The 18888-nt window shown below is 51.0% G+C and carries 16 protein-coding genes and 1 tRNA gene; 13 read left to right on the plus strand and 4 right to left on the minus strand.

Translation table 11 applies throughout. The annotated features are described in order from the left end of the window. Window positions 1-79 precede the first annotated feature (79 nt). The 3 genes from bchD (at window position 80) to argS (ending at window position 4560) form a co-directional block, all read left to right on the plus strand. The gene (gene bchD / locus AWQ23_RS03145; protein ID WP_012306227.1) at window positions 80-2128 is read left to right on the plus strand and encodes a magnesium chelatase ATPase subunit D; all 2049 of its coding nucleotides are present in this window, start codon (window positions 80-82) and stop codon (window positions 2126-2128) included. A gap of 137 nt (window positions 2129-2265) precedes the next feature. After that, window positions 2266-2649 carry a DUF4346 domain-containing protein gene (locus AWQ23_RS03150; RefSeq protein ID WP_062432421.1) on the plus strand — a complete coding sequence of 128 codons (384 nt, stop codon included), beginning with the start codon at window positions 2266-2268 and terminating at the stop codon, window positions 2647-2649. 153 nt (window positions 2650-2802) lie between these two features. Then, window positions 2803-4560: an arginine--tRNA ligase gene (argS, locus tag AWQ23_RS03155; RefSeq protein WP_062432424.1), complete on the plus strand. Its 1758-nt coding sequence runs from the start codon at window positions 2803-2805 to the stop codon at window positions 4558-4560. 445 nt (window positions 4561-5005) lie between these two features. On the opposite strand, the gene AWQ23_RS03160 is transcribed toward argS, so the two are convergent. From AWQ23_RS03160 to AWQ23_RS03170, 3 genes are all read right to left on the minus strand, one after another. Further along, window positions 5006-5809, minus strand: coding sequence for a M48 family metallopeptidase (locus tag AWQ23_RS03160; RefSeq protein ID WP_030005859.1), 804 nt, complete (start codon window positions 5807-5809; stop codon window positions 5006-5008). A gap of 2 nt (window positions 5810-5811) precedes the next feature. Then, a complete protein-coding gene (gene rdgB, locus AWQ23_RS03165; protein ID WP_062432427.1) occupies window positions 5812-6387 on the minus strand; it encodes an RdgB/HAM1 family non-canonical purine NTP pyrophosphatase in 576 nt (191 codons plus the stop codon). A gap of 169 nt (window positions 6388-6556) precedes the next feature. Further along, window positions 6557-6769: a high light inducible protein gene (locus AWQ23_RS03170; protein WP_012306233.1), complete on the minus strand. Its 213-nt coding sequence runs from the start codon at window positions 6767-6769 to the stop codon at window positions 6557-6559. A 249-nt stretch (window positions 6770-7018) separates the two neighbouring features. On the opposite strand from AWQ23_RS03170, the gene AWQ23_RS03175 reads away from it, so the two are divergent. The 4 genes from AWQ23_RS03175 to AWQ23_RS03190 all read left to right on the plus strand — a co-directional run bounded on the left by AWQ23_RS03175 (window position 7019) and on the right by AWQ23_RS03190 (window position 11323). Continuing rightward, window positions 7019-8008, plus strand: a complete 990-nt coding sequence (locus AWQ23_RS03175; protein WP_062432430.1) for a phosphotransferase — start codon at window positions 7019-7021, stop codon at window positions 8006-8008. 332 nt (window positions 8009-8340) lie between these two features. Beyond that, window positions 8341-8862: a Ycf51 family protein gene (locus AWQ23_RS03180; RefSeq protein WP_012306235.1), complete on the plus strand. Its 522-nt coding sequence runs from the start codon at window positions 8341-8343 to the stop codon at window positions 8860-8862. 56 nt (window positions 8863-8918) lie between these two features. Further along, window positions 8919-10091, plus strand: coding sequence for an iron-containing alcohol dehydrogenase family protein (locus AWQ23_RS03185; RefSeq protein WP_062432433.1), 1173 nt, complete (start codon window positions 8919-8921; stop codon window positions 10089-10091). A gap of 89 nt (window positions 10092-10180) precedes the next feature. Further along, window positions 10181-11323 (plus strand): 5-(carboxyamino)imidazole ribonucleotide synthase, encoded by a 1143-nt coding sequence (locus AWQ23_RS03190; protein WP_062432436.1) that lies wholly within the window; start codon window positions 10181-10183, stop codon window positions 11321-11323. Here AWQ23_RS03190 and AWQ23_RS03195 read toward each other — a convergent pair. Continuing rightward, window positions 11320-11733, minus strand: coding sequence for a gamma-glutamylcyclotransferase (locus AWQ23_RS03195; RefSeq protein WP_062432440.1), 414 nt, complete (start codon window positions 11731-11733; stop codon window positions 11320-11322). The two genes, AWQ23_RS03190 and AWQ23_RS03195, sit on opposite strands and share 4 nt — an antisense overlap. A gap of 94 nt (window positions 11734-11827) precedes the next feature. Between AWQ23_RS03195 and AWQ23_RS03200 the strand changes: the two genes are divergently transcribed. From AWQ23_RS03200 to AWQ23_RS03225, 6 genes are all read left to right on the plus strand, one after another. Then, window positions 11828-12526, plus strand: a complete 699-nt coding sequence (locus AWQ23_RS03200) for a response regulator transcription factor (RefSeq protein ID WP_012306239.1) — start codon at window positions 11828-11830, stop codon at window positions 12524-12526. Between the two features lie 71 nt (window positions 12527-12597). Beyond that, window positions 12598-12885: a DUF3288 family protein gene (locus tag AWQ23_RS03205; protein WP_012306240.1), complete on the plus strand. Its 288-nt coding sequence runs from the start codon at window positions 12598-12600 to the stop codon at window positions 12883-12885. Further along, on the plus strand, window positions 12876-14324 hold the full coding sequence (locus AWQ23_RS03210; RefSeq protein WP_062432443.1) for a bifunctional orotidine-5'-phosphate decarboxylase/orotate phosphoribosyltransferase: 1449 nt from the start codon (window positions 12876-12878) through the stop codon (window positions 14322-14324). The genes AWQ23_RS03205 and AWQ23_RS03210 overlap by 10 nt, the downstream gene beginning before the upstream one ends. An 81-nt stretch (window positions 14325-14405) precedes the next feature. After that, window positions 14406-15629 carry an ABC transporter permease gene (locus tag AWQ23_RS03215; RefSeq protein ID WP_062432447.1) on the plus strand — a complete coding sequence of 408 codons (1224 nt, stop codon included), beginning with the start codon at window positions 14406-14408 and terminating at the stop codon, window positions 15627-15629. Between the two features lie 81 nt (window positions 15630-15710). Further along, a tRNA-Arg gene (locus AWQ23_RS03220) sits at window positions 15711-15783 on the plus strand. A gap of 26 nt (window positions 15784-15809) precedes the next feature. Then, on the plus strand, window positions 15810-18818 hold the full coding sequence (locus AWQ23_RS03225) for a DEAD/DEAH box helicase (protein ID WP_062432450.1): 3009 nt from the start codon (window positions 15810-15812) through the stop codon (window positions 18816-18818). Window positions 18819-18888 lie beyond the last annotated feature (70 nt).

Consider the following 18888-nt stretch of genomic DNA (forward strand, 5'->3'; position numbering starts at 1 on the left):
ATGGTAAACCCCTACGTTTTAATCATCTTTTCATTTCCACATTGCCAAACTTTTATTTTTATAAAAACTTTTTTGATAGATGCCTACTCTCACGACATCGCGCACGACCTTTCCCCTAACAGCGGTGGTTGGTCAAGATGTAATCAAAACTGCTCTCCTGCTGGGGGCCGTTGATCCTGCCCTTGGTGGGGTGGCGATCGCCGGGAAACGGGGCACCGCAAAATCCGTGATGGCCCGGGGAATCCATTCTCTTTTGCCCCCCATCGAAGTTATTAAGGACAATCCCTTTAACTGTGATGTGCAGAACCGCAGTGATTGGGACGATCTCACCGCAGCGACCTATGGTGAAACGGCCAGCGAAAACATTCCCACAGAAGTGATTGCCGCGCCTTTTGTGCAAATTCCCCTGGGCGTTACCGAAGATCGTCTCTTGGGTTCTGTGGATGTCGAAGCTTCCGTGCGCCAGGGAGAACCTGTTTTCCAACCTGGTCTATTGGCCCAAGCCCATCGGGGTGTGTTGTACATCGATGAAATCAACCTCCTTGATGACCAAATTGCTAACCAACTCCTGACGGTCTTAACCGAAGGACGCAACCAAATCGAACGGGAAGGTATTAGTTTTTCGCACCCCTGTCGGCCCCTCCTCATTGCCACCTATAACCCCGAAGAAGGAAATCTGCGGGAACACCTCCGCGATCGCATCGCCATTACCCTGTCCGCCGATCGCCCCCTCAGCCTCGAAGAACGGGTAGCAGCAGTGGATCAAGTCGTGCAATATGCCACGGCTCCCAAGGATTTTCTCCAAAGCTATGAAGAAGACCTTGATGCCCTCCGCACCCAAATTATCCTGGCCCGGGAATGGCTCAAGGAAGTCAAAATCAGCAAAGACCAAGTGGCCTACCTCGTGAGCGAAGCAGTGCGTGGTAGTGTCGAAGGTCACCGAGCCGAACTGTTTGCCGTACGCGTTGCCATGGCTGCTGCCGCCCTTGATGGCCGTAATGTTGTGATTGCCGATGATCTCCGCACAGCGGTCGAACTGGTGATTTTGCCCAGGGCCACGACAATCCCCACCCCAGAAGATGAGGATATGCAGCCACCTCCACCGCCGCCACCCCCTCAATCCCAAGACGATCAACAGGACGAGGAGGATCAATCCCAGGACGAAGATCAAGAGGATCAAGACGACGACGATCAAAACGAAGACCAAGAGGAACAGCCGGAACAGGAGCCGACGATTCCCGAGGAATTTGTATTTGACCCAGAGGGGGTTGTGCTTGACCCAGGGATTCTCGCCTTTGCCCAGATGATGCAAAACAAAGGTAACTCCGGGAAACGGGGCTTAATTTTCTCCGATGACCGGGGCCGTTACATTAAGCCGATGTTACCGCGGGGGAAAGTACGGCGCATTGCGGTGGATGCGACCCTGCGGGCGGCGGCTCCCTACCAAAAGGCGCGACGACTGCGGCACCCTGAGCGAAAAGTGATCGTCGAGCAAAGTGATCTGCGCTCTAAACGGATGGCCCGTAAAGCAGGGGCTTTGATGATTTTCCTTGTTGATGCCTCTGGATCTATGGCTCTGAACCGAATGCAGGCAGCGAAAGGGGCGGTGATGCGTCTGCTGACAGAAGCCTATGAAAACCGTGACCAAATTGCGTTGATCCCGTTCCGGGGCGAAATGGCGGAGGTGCTTTTACCTCCTACCCGTTCGATTACTTTGGCGCGCAATAGATTGGAAACGTTGCCTTGTGGTGGTGGTTCACCGCTGTCCCATGGTTTAACCCAGGCTGTGCATATTGGTGTAAATGCGCAAATGTCCGGTGATGTGGGGGAAGTGGTAATCGTCGCGATTACTGATGGTCGGGGCAACATTCCCCTCTCGCGTTCCCTCGGCGAGAAACCAGAGGAAGGGGAGGAAAAACCTGATATCAAAGAAGAACTTCTAGATATTGCCGGTAAAATCCGTGCTTCTGGGATGAAACTGCTGATTATTGACACAGAGAAGAAGTTTATTTCTTCTGGCTTCGGTAAAGAATTAGCTGCTAAAGCGGGTGGTAAATATTACCGTCTGCCCAAGGCCACAGATCAGGCGATCGCCGCAATGGCCAAAGGAGCAATGGCCGAAATTTAGGCGATTTTGAATCCATAAAAGTTTCAGGGGCGATTGTCTACAAAGGCGATCGCCTTTTAGTTCAAGAATTTTTGGTGACTAAACTCCGTAGGCTATACTAAAAAGCTGTGCCAAACGCCATCCAAGATTACTTCACCATGACTGTTAACGCCGAAGAACGGGCTAAACTCGACAACGAATTATCCAATCGGTTTATTGACCTCGATCCCGACGGTTATTTTATTATCTATCTAGACCATGAACAGGGTTTAATTTGCGCGAAACATTACACCAATACGATTAACGATAAAGGTTTAGCTACAGATCCAGAAACCGGAGAAGTCCTCGCCTGCAAAGGTAGTTTAGAACGGACTCATGTCACTGTTTACACTGGCCGCACCGCAAAAGAATTAGGCATTGAAATCACCGAAAAAGCCGATCCCTGTCCCATTTCCAAGTTAGATCATGCCCTATATCTCGGACGGGAATTTGTCAAAGCAGAAATCGCCCTTCTTTCCGGCACAGAATACATTCAAGATTAATTGAATTGAAACACATCTAAAAAAAAGATGTTTGTCAATGCGATCTTCAAGTAAGAATAATATTTCGCCAAACTAATTCGCATATTTTTCTACAGCAGATAAAATATAAAACCCTTTTCTATAACTAAAAACTTAAAAAAATAATTATTTATCATGAAGTCTATTTTATTGCAATTAAAAACGGCTGTTTCTGAGGCTCTGATCAAGGCATTTGGCGGAGATCTTAAAGATACTGATCCCCTCGTTGTCCCTGCCAGCAATCCAAAATTTGGTGATTATCAGTCTAATGTCGCCCTATCGCTAACGAAAACACTGAAGAAAAATCCTAGGGAAATTGCCCAAAGTATTATCGAAGCTTTAGACATTGCTGATCTTTGTGAAAATCCGACCATTGCTGGGCCTGGTTTTATTAACTTCAGCCTCAAACCGAGCTATTTAGCCACACTTTTAAAGGAAGTTCAGCAAAGCGATCGCCTGGCCATTGACCCAGCAGAAAATCCCCAGAAAGTCATTGTAGATTTTTCTAGTCCGAATATTGCTAAGGAAATGCACGTGGGTCACCTCCGTTCAACGATTATTGGGGATTCTATTGCACGGATTTTAGAGTTTCGGGGCCAGGATGTTTTACGCCTCAACCATGTGGGGGATTGGGGCACGCAATTTGGGATGTTGATCACCTATTTAAAGGAAGTTTATCCCGATGCTTTGACGAAAGCAGATGCCCTAGACATTGGTGATTTGGTCGCATTTTATAAGAAAGCAAAGGTACGTTTTGATGAAGATGAAGCCTTTAAAGAAGCCTCTCGAAATCAAGTCGTAAAATTGCAATCTGGGGACGAAGAAAGTCAAAAAGCGTGGCAATTACTTTGTGAACAATCCCGCCGGGAATTCCAAAAGATCTATGACATTCTAGATATCAAATTAACGGAACGGGGCGAGTCTTTTTACAATCCGTATCTGGCGGATGTCCTAACGGCATTGGACGAAGTGGGTTTATTAGAAGAAGATGCCGGGGCACAATGTGTTTTCCTCGAAGGCTTTAAAAATAAAGATGGCGATCGCCTACCATTGATCGTCCAAAAATCTGACGGGGGCTTTAACTATGCCACCACTGATTTAGCAGCAATTCGTTATCGCATCAAGGAAGATCAGGCCAAACGGATCATCTATGTGACAGACTCTGGCCAGGCCGGACATTTTGCCCAGGTGTTCCAGGTGGCAGAGCGTGCTGGGTTCTTACCCGATGATGTGGAAGTTGTCCATGTGCCCTTCGGTCTTGTGCAAGGGGAAGATGGCAAAAAGCTCAAAACCCGTGCTGGCGATACGATCAAGCTCAAGGATTTATTGGATGAAGCTGTTAACCGCTCCCGCGCTGATTTAGAAAAACGTCTCGCCGAAGATGAACGCCAAGAAACAGCAGAATTCGTCGAAAAAGTCTCCCAAGTGGTTGGGATTGGGGCTGTGAAATATGCTGACCTGAGCCAAAATCGCACCAGTAATTACATCTTTAGCTTCGATAAAATGTTGGCGCTCCAGGGCAACACCGCCCCCTATATGCTCTATGCCTATGTGCGTGTCCAAGGGGTCAGTCGCCAAGGGGGCATTGACCTCAGCACCCTACCCACCGATACGCCGATTATTCTTGAAGAGGCCGCTGAACTGACCCTGGCTAAACACTTACTGCAACTGAGTGAAGTCCTGATGAGCGTTGAGCAGGATCTGATGCCCAATCGCCTCTGTGAATACCTCTATGACCTCAGTCGCAAATTCAACCAATTTTATGAGGCTTGCCCGATCCTCAAGGCAGAAGGCGATCGCCGCATTTCCCGGTTAATCCTCGCCGACACCACGGCCCGCACCCTCAAGTTGGGTTTATCTCTCCTGGGGATTGAGGTGTTAGACCGAATGTAGTCCTAAACCCTTATTCCCTCAGAAGAGTTGCCAACATCGCCCACGAGATCGATAAGCAAATATTACAAGATATAAAGTATCCATCACCGCTACCTATCTTTGCTGATACTTTATAAGCAAGGTACAAAATAAAAGTTCTGAAAAAGCTTTTATTCGGACGAAGAGATTGAGCGGTTGTACCTCCTTTGTTCGGTCTCGCCCAGAAGTCCTTCTCAACATTTCAAGTTGAAGATAGACTCGGTTATTCCCCCTAACGGAATCGGGTAATCGGGCTATAATCACCGCCTGTTAGGTACCGTTTTTCGAGAAGCGCTTGTTGGGTTCGTTGTTAACCTCGTTTTGTTGTTTGGTAAATCTTTTTGTTAGTTAAATTTGGATTGTAAGCCTGCTCCCCTGAGTAGGCTTTCGCCTTGTTTAGGGGAAAATTATCCCAAACAGCGGTAGATTAATCTTGGGTTAATACCTCTGGCAGAGGGGTATATTCACCGATGGGGTAGCCCCTTTGCTGAATTAACGTTTTGAGGTGTTGCACTCGTTTCGCGGGGGCCGGGTGGGTCGCAAGAAAATCCCAATTGGCCCCTTGTTTTTGGCTCATCGCCTCAAAGAAATCTGTTGCACCAGCGACCTGTCCATAGGTGGCATAGAGCAAATCTAAACCATATTCATCGGCTTGTTTTTCTTGGGCTTGGGAAAAGCGCGAGGTACTGACAATTTGCGCGACATCTCCCAACCAACTGACATCACCAAAAATAGAAGAGATCACTGTACGGATTACGAGGGCCCGACCAATATTACGCAGATGGTCTCGGTTGGCAAAGTGACCGATTTCATGGCCCAACACCATCATTAAGGCGTTTTCTGAGTCCATTTGATCTAACAAGCCTTGATAGACCAATACCGTATCCCCCGGCAGAGCCGCGGCATTCACCACATCCTGGGGAATATAGAGGAGTTGGTAGTCGCGTTTTTCTTTAGCGCCAGCAGGAATTTCTGCTTCCAGGCGGTCGAGCAGGGCATTGAGTTCGTCTTGGGCGGGCGAAGGTTCGGCTTGGGGTTCGTAGATTTTGACCAGGGCTTGCCCTAACCGTTGCTCCCAACTCACGGGCATCTGGACAATGAGCCAGTTGACACTGAAGTTTAATAGCCAAATCAAGAGGGCGATCGCACAGATAAACATTCCTCCAAGGGTGAGGAGTTCTCGGAGGGACGCTTCAGGGTTGCGATCTTCTGGGGTGGGGGGAGCAGGCATTGTTAATCGAGGAGTGTGGCAAGACGCGGCAACAGCAGTGCAAAGGCTTGGCCCCGGTGGCTGACGTTATGTTTGAGTGCCGCTGACATTTCCGCAAAGGTCTGTTGATATTCTGGCACATAAAAAATGGGGTCATAGCCAAAGCCCCCTCCCCCCCGCAGTTCCGGGAGGATTTCTCCGGGACAGTCTCCTTGGACTTGGGCGACAATGGTTCCGTCTGGTTTGGCGATCGCCACCGCACAGATAAATTTCGCGCGGCGATTGGGATTGTTGCCCAGTTCCGTTAACAGACGTTCGATGCGTTCTTGGTCGGTGGTGCCATAGCGGGCTGAATACAGACCAGGGGCACCGTTGAGGGCTTCGACGGCTAAACCAGAATCATCGGCGATCGCCCATTGGTTGAGGGCCTTTGCCACCTGAGAGGCCTTGAGAGCTGCATTTTCGAGAAACGTTGTGCCTGTTTCTTCAATGTCGAGTTCCGGGGGCTTGAGCTGCAATTCCCAGGGCAAATCCTGGAGATAAGCTTGCATTTCCTGTAATTTACCGGGGTTTCCGGTGGCGACGACAAGGACGGGCATGGGCGTTAAATAATTAAATATCTAAATGAGAAATTAAAAAAGTTAACCGGGAGCGCCGGGCAGCGACTTCTATTTTAAGGAAATTTGCAAAAAAAAAGACGACCAAGGGCCGCCCTAGACAAACTTATGCTGTTGAGATGTTGTTTGAAAAAATTAAAAGCTGTTGGTCTTACTGAAAAATACCAATGACACCGTGGCCGGTAAAGATTTCGAGAAGAAGTAGAGAAGCAAAACCGATCATTGCGGCGCGACCATTGAATTTTTCTGCGTATTCGGTAAAGCCGACGCGGGGATTTTCTTGGACGTAAACGGTGGGCTCTACGGCAAAGGTGTTCATTTTGCCTTGGTCGTCGATGATGTTGCCTTGGTATTTTTTAGCCATATTGTTATCTGGGGTAAATTTAGGTTGTTTTTTATCTTGATTCAAGATTAACAAGTTTTGTAACAATTTGCAACATTTTATTTTTCGAGGTTGACAAAAGCTGCAAGTGTAAGCGTTTATCCCATTTTAGAAAAGAATTGCAAACTTTTTCTTGATGTTCTGGAAGATGGTGCCATGGGCTACAGATTTTTGGCCCATATCTTTTTAGGTTGATAGTTGATTTGTCCTGCACCTGAGGGGCTGCGGTCTATGGTCTGCTCGGATTTCCCCGTCATTTACTCCACGCTATCGGCGATCGCCCTCCGGGAGCGTGTACTGCCGCAATATGGCCTTAAGACCGTCAGCCAATGTGAGTTATGGAATCGGGGCTTGAGTGATATTTATTTTGTGCAAGCAGCCCAGGATACGTTTGTCTTGCGGGTCTCCCACCACCATTGGCGATCGCCCACGGAAATTTTTTTCGAGCTAGATTTTTTGAATTTTCTCAAGGCCCAGGGTTTACCGGTGGCGGCTCCTCTAGCGACGGAAGCTGGTGAATGGGCGGTCAAAATTCAGGCTCCAGAAGGCGATCGCTATGCCACTCTGTTTCCCTTTGCCCCAGGAGAAATTGCCCTAGGGGGGTGGAACGAAAGCCAAAGTCGTCATTTAGGGGTAGTGGTGGCGCAGATCCATCAGGTCAGCCAAGACTTTATCTGTGACCACCCGCGCAAACCCCTAGACCTTGAGTATTTGTTGGATGAATCCTTGGGCGTGATTTTGCCGTTTTTTGGCGATCGCCCCCGGGATTGGGGTTTCATGCAGGACATTGCCCACAAAATCCGCGAAACTTTAGCGCAACTCCCCAAGGAAAAGCCCCTCTGGTCGGTCTGTTGGGGTGATGCCCACTGCGGCAACGTTCATTTCACCGAAGATCATCAGCTCACCCTCTTCGACTTTGACCAATGCGGTTACGGTTGGCGCGCCTTTGAAATTGGCAAATTTTTCCAGGGGGCACTCACCACAGGTCTCCAGCGACGGGTGCGAGAAGCCTTTATCGCGGGCTATGAGTCCCAAACCACCTTTGTCGCCCAGGAACAGGCGGCTCTCCAGGCCCTCACCCAACTGGCTTATATTTGGTCGTGGCGCATCAGTCTCACCAGTATTCAAATTTTTAACAACAGCCAACTGGATCGTCACTACCTCACCCAGCGACTAGAACGACTCAAGGCTTTGTCTTCGCGGGATTGGCAATTATTCTAAAGAAAATCTCTCCAGCATATAGATCTGCGTGACATGACCCAGGCTGAGGGAAAATGTCGCGAAAAGTTGAAAAATTCCCTGATCAAAAATGGTATGTTCTGCTACACTTAGCGTTGTGTAAAGAAATATTTCGGGCTTCGTGCTGGGAACGCGTGGTTTGAAATCTTGTATTTTTTTCGATGCAAAAACAACAACAAGCTTGAGTCATGCCAGCGATCGCCTCGCTGGTTTTTTCTTGGGGCCCTTGCTGGGATAATGGAAGCCACAACTTTTAATAATCCCTTAATTAACTGCACTGGCCTTGTGCCAAAACGTTTTTACCGAACTGACCCATGGAAAATTTAGATTTTGCCCTTTATACCCAGTGGTCTGCCTACGCCACCTTGTTCTTTGCGGTCTTGGCGATCGCCGCGTTTCTTTTCAAGTGGGGCATCCGTTTCCGCTTAGTCGGCACCACCGGCTTTATGATTGTGCTCACCATTGGTTTGTTTGGCCTCAGCTTAGGACTCTTTAGCCGTAGTGTCGTGCCGGGGGCCGTGCGCTATGCCCTGGTTTATGACAATGGTGCAAACCTAGCCGTTGTCTCCGTGAAGCCTGAAGTGACTGCCGAGGAAGTCAATGCAACCCTCCGCCAAGCTTCTAATGACCTCTTTTCCTACGGCCGCATTGGCAATGGCGATAATAAATTTACCGTGCGCCTCCGGGTCATGAGCCATCCCGAACCCGGCGTTTCTGAACCCCTCTATCTAGGTCAAGTCCAACGCGCCATTGCCGACCGCGAAAATGGGGCCCTGGACATCCAGCTTTATCCAGAAAATCTCAAAAAGCTGCCCCAACCCAATGCGATTAGTTAGGATCTAGGGAAGTTTACTTCACCCGTTTCGTTGCCATTTCTTCGCTACCAATACCCATGAAAAAGCCTGCTGCTACCCAAACCCAAACTGTTCCCATGCAAGTGCTGATTGCGCCGGCCCAAGTGCTCAAGGGAAATAATGCCCTGGCCCAAGCTGGTGCGGCGATCGCCCGGTGGGGAAAACGTCCTTTTGTGGTGGGAGGGCAGCAGAGCCTTGAAAAATTGGCAGATCTGCTCCAAGCCCTAGCCGAGCAAGAAAAACTCGATCTCGCCAGTGGCAGCTACAGTCCTGACTGCTCCGAAGCGTCCCTCAAGGAACTCAACAAAAAATTCAAAGCCCACAAAGCAGATTTTGTCATCGGTATCGGCGGCGGTAAGGCCCTCGATACAGCCAAGCTCCTTGCCCACCAACAATGTTGTCCCATTGTGACCGTGCCCACCTCGGCGGCCACCTGTGCCGCTTGGACGGCTCTGTCGAATATTTATTCTGATCAAGGGGCCTTTCAATATGATGTGGCCTTGGAGCAATGTCCGAATCTGTTGATCCTGGACTACGAGTTGGTACGCACGGCGCCGCAACGGACTCTGATTGCCGGGATTGGGGATGCGATCGCCAAATGGTACGAAGCTTCTGTCAGCAGTGGCCATTCCCCCCAGACCCTCACCATTGCCGCCGTCCAAGAAGCGCGGATTCTCCGGGATCTCCTCTTTCAAAAATCCTCCCAGGCGATCGCCGATGTCCACAGTCCCGAATGGCAGGAAGTCGTTGATGCAACGGTTCTCCTCGCTGGCGTGATCGGTGGCTTGGGAGGGGCCAACTGTCGCACCGTGGCCGCCCACGCGGTTCACAATGGGTTAACCCACCTACCTGCGGCCCATGGCATTTTGCATGGTGAAAAAGTTGCCTACGGCATTTTGGTGCAACTCCGCCTCGAAGAAATTTGCCAAAAAAGTCAACTGGCTGAGACCGCCCGCCAACAGCTCCTCCAGTTTTACCGCGATATTGGCTTACCAAAGAGCCTCGCTGATCTCGGTCTGAATACAATGACCTTGGCCGAGCTGCGCCAGGTGGCAGAGATCACCTGTCAGCCTCAGTCAGACATCCACCGTTTACCCTTTACCGTCAACCCAGACCAGTTAATGGCGGCGATGGTTTCCACAGAAGCAACTAGAGAGAGTAACGCCTCTGAGACCCAGTCTGCCCCAGAGGCAACTAAAGCTCAGGCTTAGGCTCGCGGATCTAGACAATTGACATCCGGCAGCCCTCCTAGGGTTTAATGGGGCACGGGCAATCCATATAAAAACGGCAAAACAAGAGCATGAAACATAAAGTGGGTGTCATTGGCGGCGGACAACTCGCCTGGATGATGGGAGCAGAAGCCCGGAGCCTCGGCATGGAACTGTGGGTACAAACACCCAACGCCAGTGATCCGGCGGTTTCTAATGCCGATCAAGTGATCATTGGGGCGATCGACGATCTAGAGTCTACGGCCAAGCTGGTGGAAAACTGCCATGTGGTCACCTTTGAAAATGAATTTGTTGATCTCGAAGCCCTCGATACCCTCGTTAAACGGGGGGCAAAATTCTTCCCTTCTCTGCCTTTCCTCGCTGCCCTCTTGGATAAATATGATCAACGGCGCTGTTGTCAACGGTTTGGCATTCCGGTGCCGACCTTTGTCCCTTGGCAACTGGGGGAACCGCTGCCCTCTGGTTGGGAATTTCCACTGGTCGTGAAGGCCCGTCGCCATGGTTATGACGGCAAAGGGACATTTATCGTGAAAGATGCAGCTGCTTTACAGACTTTACCAACGGATTTAACTGATACTCCCTTACTGTTAGAAGCGTTTGTGCCCTTTGAGCAGGAATTAGCGGTGATGGTGACCCGCAACCGCCGGGGAGAAATTCGCACCTTTCCGACGGTGGAAACCCAACAGATTGATCAAGTGTGTCGTTGGGTGCTGGCCCCTGCGGCGGTCGCTCAAGATGTGGTGAATCAGGTCGAAAAGATTGCCCGCACCTTAGCTGAGGGGTTAAATCTGGTGGGCATTATGGGGATTGAGTTGTTTCTCACTCCCGAAGGGCAAGTATTAGTCAATGAAATCGCGCCCCGCACCCACAATTCCGGCCATTTTAGTTTGGATGCTTGTCAGACTTCGCAGTTTGCAATGCAACTCCAGGCGATCGCCGATCTGCCTTTAGGGAACCCCAAGATGATCACCCCTGGGGCGGTGATGGTGAATTTACTAGGGTTTGAGCACAGTACGGGGAATTATGCCCACAAGCGGCAAATGCTGAGCCAATTTCCCCATAGCCATGTCCACTGGTACGACAAAACCAGCGCCAGCCCAGGGAGAAAACTCGGTCATGTCACAGTTTTAAGTGAAACAAATGACCGAGAAACATTGGTGGCGATCGCCCAGCAAATTGAAGCCATTTGGTATGGTGACTCTAGCCCCACCTAGAAGTTCGAGAAGTTTTGGTTAGCCGTCCAGCGGGAACCAGAAAAAGGCGTCCCTCCCAGTTGGGCAACCTTTTCTGGGGTCATCCCATAGACCCAAGCCTCTGTCAGGATCGTTTTTGTCTCCGTGTAAACAGGCGCTTGAAGCCGCTGGTATTCATTGAGGCTTGGCGATCGCCCCGGTTGATAATCTTCAAGGACATCTAGTTTCCCTAAAACATTGGGATCCCTGAATCGCAACAGACAACCCTCTACCCAGCCAGGCTCTGGGGTGAGGGCCGGATAACCCACCGGTAACTGATAAAGCTTCCCTGGAATGAAAGCCTTCTCAATGTGGGGGTGATAGGGGGCACAGTAGCGGGGAAAATTTGCTTCTCCTGGCTGGAGGGTGCCATACACGAAAACCTTGAGCATGGTGTGATTTCCGACAAAAAACAACAGAGGGCGAAACCGCGAAAAGCTATAATCAGGGGCAAGATCATGCGCTTTCGTAAGGGGAAAATGGGCGATGGATAAACGCTACAATATTTTGCTTGTCGATGATGAACCGGGCGTCCGGGAGGCGGTTCAAGCCTATTTAGAAGATGATGAAGCCCTCACCGTCACCACCGCTGAGAATGCCACAAAAGCCTGGGATGTTTTGCAAACGTTTACACCGGATTTGGTCATTTCTGACATTATGATGCCCCAGGTGGATGGCTATCAGTTTTTGGGGCAACTGCGCGAAGATCCGCGCTTTAAAACGCTTCCGGTAATTTTTCTAACGGCCCGTGGCATGACTGGCGATCGCATCCAAGGCTACCAAGCAGGCTGTGATGCCTATTTACCGAAACCCTTTGAACCCGAAGAACTCGAAGCCATTGTCAAAAATCTCCTCACCAGAGAAGCGGCGATCGCCGAACAGCAAGATGGTGGCGGCAGTAATCTCGAAGGCATCGCCCAGGATCTCCGGGAGATTAAGCAATTCCTCGGCCAGCAAAATCAACTGGTCACCACCCCACCGCCTTTAAAAATTGACCTGACCCCTAGGGAGCAAAGTGTCCTCGATCTCGTGGCCCAGGGACTGATGAATAAAGAAATTGCCAAGGAGCTCGAAACCAGCGTCCGCAACGTTGAAAAGTATGTTAGTCGCCTATTTAGCAAAACGGGAACCAATAGTCGGACAGAATTGGTACGCTACGCCCTCAAGCACGGCTTAACGCAATAGTTGACGAGAAAGTTCCTTCAGTCTTGCGCCATGATTTAGCCCTTTTTGCACTGTTAGTTCCATTCGCGACGATGCCCCAACAAGATCAAGTCCACCCCCAAGCCAACCGCGATCGCCTGATTGTGGATAGTCTCCTCAAGGGAGAACCCACAGAAAATGCTCTGGTGGAATTGGCACGGCTCCATCTGCGCTATGATGGCTTCCCTGGGGCAAGGGAAATTCAACAGGATTTGAAATTGCTGTTCCAACAGTGGGGCCTGACAGAGGACGTTTTATTCGCCAAAACAAGGGAAATCCATGCGGCCGGGCGGGCCTACAAACATCTACGCCATGGCGAGGAGCAACAGGATTGGAGCTAGCACCCGCAACTTTCACCGAAAAACTCACCGGGGCGATCGCCGCCCAAAAGACCCTCCTCGTGGCGGGCCTCGATCCGAACCCGGAAATGCTACCGGATACTTTACGCACCGGAGATTTAATTCAGAACCTGAAAACGTGGCTTTTGGGGATCATTGACCAGACCCAGGATCTCGTCTGTGCCTACAAGCCGACCCTCGGTTTTTATCAAGCCTTAGGGGTGCCGGGGTTGCAACTGTTAGAAACGGTTTTAGCCCATATTCCGCCTGATATCCCCATTATTCTCGATGCGAAACACGCCGATCTCAATACCAGCAGCCTTTTCGCCCAGGCGATTTTTGAGGTGTGGCAAGTGGATGCAGTTACCCTCAGCGCCTACCCCGGCCAAGACCACGTTGCCCCTTTTTTGCTCTATCCCGACAAAGGCGTTTTCTTGCAATGTCGCACCTCTAACCCCGGTGCCTTTCCCCTGCAAAATTATCCCGACCCGCAACGGCCTTTTTATCTGCACCTGATCCAAGAAATTAAACAGTGGGGCACCCCGGAACAACTTTTCCTAGAAATTGGAGGCGATCGCCCGGCGGTTTTTCGTCAAGTGCGTGCCATTGCCCCGGAACGGTGGATCCTCGCCCGCAGTATCTGGCAACGGAGCGAAAACCTTGAAGAAATCGTGCACCAGGGTTTAAATTCCAATGGGTCTGGCCTCTTAATTCCCATTCCTAACGATGACCTGAGTCAAACCGATTGTCGGCAACCCGTCGCCCAGCTACGGCAAAAGATTGAAGACATTCGCCAGCGTTATACCCCCAGTAATGCCCGCTGTGATTTGCTCCAAGTACCGACAAATTTCCCCGCAGCGCACCCCCAGGCGGAGTTGATCGTGCAGTTATTTGACCTGGGCTGTTTGCTCTTTGGGGAATATGTCCAGGCCTCTGGGGCGACGTTCTCCTATTACATCGACCTGCGCAAAATTATTTCTAACCCCCAGGTTTTTAACCAGGTGCTCAATGCCTACGGGGCGATCGCCAAAAACCTAAAATTTGACCGTATCGCCGGGATTCCCTATGGTTCGCTCCCGACGGCAACGGGGCTGGCCCTGAAATTAAATTACCCGATGATTTTCCCCCGTAAGGAAGTTAAGGCCCACGGGACGAGGCGGGTGATTGAGGGCCATTTTGAGCCAGGGGAAACGATTTTGGTCGTCGATGACGTGCTGATTACGGGCAAAAGTATCGTTGAGGGGGCGAAAAAACTGGAGTCGGCGGGCCTCACCGTGAAGGAGATGGTGGTTCTCATTGACCACGAAGCGGGCGTTAAGGATCGGCTCCAGGCCCAGGGATATCAAGCCCACGCCATTTTAACCATTTCTGAAATCACCGAAACCCTTTTCCAAGCGGGCCGCATTAACCAGAGTCAGTACGATTGCCTCGTGAACCATTGAGCTTTTTTCGGACAAAATTCTGCCAGGGCTTGGGTCTTTTGCGTACAGTAGAGAAGAAGCACCTTTATCGACGACGGCCCCATGGGATTACATCTGTTTGAGCATTTACAAATGGCGATCGCCACCCTCCGCACCAACAAAATGCGCAGTGGTTTAACGATGCTCGGCATCATCATCGGCAATGCGTCCGTGATTGCCATGGTTGGCTTAGGCCAAGGTGCCCAAAAATTAGCCACAGAGCAGTTTGAATCCCTCGGTTCCAATGTTTTATTTATCATTCCCGGCTCCCGGGCGGCCCAACGCACCACCATTGATTTACCCAAGACCCTCGTTTGGGAAGATGCCCAGGCGATCGCCGAACAGGTGCCGAATGTGGCGGCGGTGGCGCCCCAGATTAATAGTCGCGGTCTAGTGACATTTCGGGGGATTAATAAAGATTCTTTGCTCTTGGGGATTACCCCCGAATTCATTGATGTGCGCGAATTTACCCTGGCCCAAGGCCGGTTCGTGACCGACAGTGATGTAGAACGCAACAAGCGTGTCGCCGTGATTGGCTCTGAAATTGCCACGGAGCTTTTCCCCAATATTGAACCGGTGGGCCAAAAACTCCGGGTCAAAAACCTCACCTTTGATGTGATTGGCGTTCTCGAAGAAAAGGGGGCTTCCTTTGGCACAAACCAGGACAACGCCGTTTACATGCCCCTCACCACGATGTCCAACCAGGTGGTGGGCCGCACATCCCCCTATGGCACCGAGTTAACCTTTATTTCCGTCTCCGGCGAAAGTGAAGACCGAGTCAGGGCGATGACGTTTCAGATCGAAAATCTATTGCGGCTCCGCCATAAGATCGTCGATGAGGATGATTTTAGCGTCCAAAGTCAACAGGATTTATTGGACGTGGCAAATACAATTACCGGGGCTTTAACCACAATGTTGGCGGCGATCGCTGGCATTTCTCTCCTCGTTGGTGGGATTGGCATCATGAATATTATGTTGGTGTCTGTCACCGAGCGGACAAAAGAAATTGGTCTCCGTAAGGCCCTTGGTGCCACAGAAAACGACGTTTTGTATCAGTTCCTGATTGAATCGGTGATCCTGGCGGGAATCGGTGGGATCTTTGGGACGGGTCTGGGTCTAGGGGGAGTGTTTCTCGCCAATGTCTTTACTCCCCTAGCGGCCCCTATTTCTGTGACAGCGATTGTGATGGCGGTAGGTGTTTCTGGGGGAATTGGCTTATTTTTTGGGGTGTTTCCGGCGCGGCAAGCGGCTCGTTTAGACCCGATTGTTGCCCTCCGCAGCGAGTAGAATTTTATCCCCGGCAATGGAGATAGATCGGGGTCTACAGCCAAACTTCAATCTGCTATACTTTATTAGCCCAAAACCCTTGGACGCATAGCTCAGTGGATAGAGCAACCGCCTTCTAAGCGGTCGGTCGCAGGTTCGAATCCTGCTGCGTCCGTTTTTCTCGACAAATACATATCGTCTATGGCACTGGTACACGGCACTTGGATTTTTCAGGCACAGCAATCCTACTTTTTTCTGTGGAGTGAGGTCTGGCGCAGTGAGTCCGCAGTCAGCCCGCCCTCTTATCCTTTTGGGGGCGATCGCCAAAGCCTCGAAACCCAACTCCAGGCCTATGGGGTGACGGTGCCGGAAAATGCCCAATGGTTAGAAACGACGCTTTCTCTACCCAGTACCAAAGGCACCAAGACCAAACCCTCGATCCCACTCTTGTCTAATCAAACCCAGATTCCCGATCAGCTTAGTTGGGCCGACTGGCAAATTATGGGCCTCGCCCTAAACGCTCGCCAAGCCACGAATATTATTCAAACATTACCCCTCACCGATGACGCCCTCGCGGGGGATCTCCGGTTTTGGTGGCAGGTATGCCGCTGGAGCCTTGATTTAGTTGTGCGGCGTAAATTTCTGCCCCATGTGACCCTCCTCCCAACGGGAGAAGCCCTGGCGACGTGGGTCCCTTTGTTAGATAGCGTCACAGAACAACAGCGGTTTGCCCAGTTTTTGCAACAGATGCCTGGCATTTGTGCGGTCGGCCAAACGCCAGCCCAGGTGTTATTGAGTTTTCTCACGGCGATGGTCGATGCCCAGGTGCGTCCCCATGCCAAGCCCCTACAAAATTTTCCGAAAACCTCTGTGGTGTTTCCCTGGTGCGATCGCCTTTCCAAAGCCAAGGCCACCTTTGAAGATCTGCCCCGTCAACTGGGCCATGCCTACGAAAATTGGACATTCCCCGTGCGGGAATATTTGGTAAATCCGCCGGATTTTGCCCTGAATCAGCCCCTATTTCGCGCCTGTTTTCAACTGCTGCCCCCCACCGTCGCCCAAGACCATTGGCAATTGCAATATGGTTTGCAGGCCTTGGGAAATGCGGCAAGTATTGTCACGGCGGATCAGGTTTGGCAAGATCCCAGCCAACCCCAGGAAATTTTATTAAAGGGTCTAGGCCTGGCGTCTCGGTTGTACGAGCCCATTGGTGAAAGTTTAGGGGGGCCGCAGCCCTGTGGTTGTCCCCTCGATGCGATCCAAGCCTATGAGTTTATCCGTTCGGTGGCCTGGCAACTGCGCGATAAGGGCCTGGGGGTCATCCTACCAGAAGGTTTAGAGGCCGGGAGTAATGAAGTACGCCTTGGCATTAAAATTTCTGCCCAGGTCAAAGATGAAAGTCGGTTAAATCTCCAGAGTCTATTGCAGTACAAACTAGAGGTGGCCGTTGGCGAAACGACTCTCACAGAACGGGAATTTCAGGATCTCCTCGCGCGGCGATCGCCTTTGGTAGAAGTCAATGGTCAATGGCTCGCCCTCCAACCCACCGATGTGCGGGCCGCCCAGGAAATTTACCAAACAAAAATGGCTGAACAACCGCTGCGGGTCGAGGACGCCCTGCGCTTGGGGGCAGAACCGGGTCAGGTGTTTGCGAAGTTGCCCGTGGTTGGCTTTGAGGCGTCGGGGGCGTTGCGAGAACTCCTTGACCATCTGACAAATAATGAAGCCCTGAAGCTAATTGAGCCGCCTGACTCTCTGCAAGGGACGCTCCGGCCCTACCAGCACAAGGGGATGAGCTGGTTGAGCTTTTTACAAAAATGGGGCTTGGGGGCTTGCCTCGCCGACGATATGGGCCTGGGAAAAACGATCCAGGCGATCGCCTTTTTATTGACCCTCCAGGAAAACAAAAAACTAACCCAGCCGGTGCTATTGGTCTGTCCCACCTCCGTGGTCAGTAACTGGGAACGAGAACTTCACAAGTTTGCCCCCAGTTTGAAAATCCTGATTCACCATGGCGATCGCCGCGCCAAAGGAAAAACTTTTGCGAGCACGGCCCAAAAATATAATGTGATTCTCACCAGCTATTCCTTGGTTTTCCGGGATCAAAAAGATTTAGCGACGGTGTCTTGGCAAGGCATGATCCTCGACGAAGCCCAAAATATCAAGAATCCCCAGGCGAAACAGTCCCAAGCGGTGCGCGCCCTCGACAGTGGTTTTCGCATTGCCCTCACGGGAACCCCTGTGGAAAATCACCTCAAGGAACTCTGGTCAATCCTTGATTTTCTCAATCCCAATTTCCTCGGTACGCAACAATTTTTCCAACGGCGCTTTGCGATTCCCATCGAAAAATATGGCGATCGCCAAACCCTCCAGAGCCTCCGTAAGCTGACCCAACCCTTTATCCTGCGTCGCCTCAAGACCGACAAGACAATTATCCAAGACCTGCCCGAAAAACAGGAAATGGAAGTCTTTTGTAGCCTCTCGAAAGACCAAGCCAACCTTTACCAAAAACTGGTGGATGAATCCCTCGCGGAAATCGAAAACACCGACGGCATCCAACGGCGCGGCTTAATTCTCACCCTGCTGCTACGGCTCAAACAGCTTTGTAATCACCCTGTACTGCTCCAGAGCAAACCCAAACTCGGCAAAAATTTCGCCCCCCGTTCCGGCAAGCTACTCCGCCTTGAAGAAATGCTCGAAGAATTAATCTCCGAAGGCGATCGCGCTTTGATCTTCACCCAATTTTCTGAATGGGGGAAACTGCTCCAACCCTACCTCCAGGAACGCCTCGGCCAGGACGTCCTCTTTCTCTATGGCGCGACCCGACGGGAGGCCCGCCAACAGATGTGCGATCGCTTCCAAAATGATCCCAATGGCCCCCCCATTTTTATCCTGTCCCTCAAAGCAGGGGGCACCGGATTGAATTTAACCCGCGCTAACCATGTGTTCCACGTCGATCGCTGGTGGAATCCGGCGGTAGAAGACCAGGCCACCGACCGCGCCTTCCGCATTGGCCAGAAACAAAATGTCCAGGTGCACAAATTCGTCAGTACCGGCACCCTCGAAGAAAAAATTAGTGCCATGATCGCCAGCAAAAAAGAACTGGCCGAACAAACCGTTGATACGGGAGAAAATTGGCTGACGGAACTGGATACGAATCAACTGCGAGATTTACTGCTCCTAGAGCGCGATCGCCTCATGGAAGAATAACCAGGCGAACTCCCCCACACCGTTATAATGGAAAGCCTGAACACCCAACCCACAGATTTATTACCACCTC

Source organism: Picosynechococcus sp. PCC 73109 (assembly GCF_001521855.1).
Lineage (GTDB): Bacteria > Cyanobacteriota > Cyanobacteriia > Cyanobacteriales > MRBY01 > MRBY01.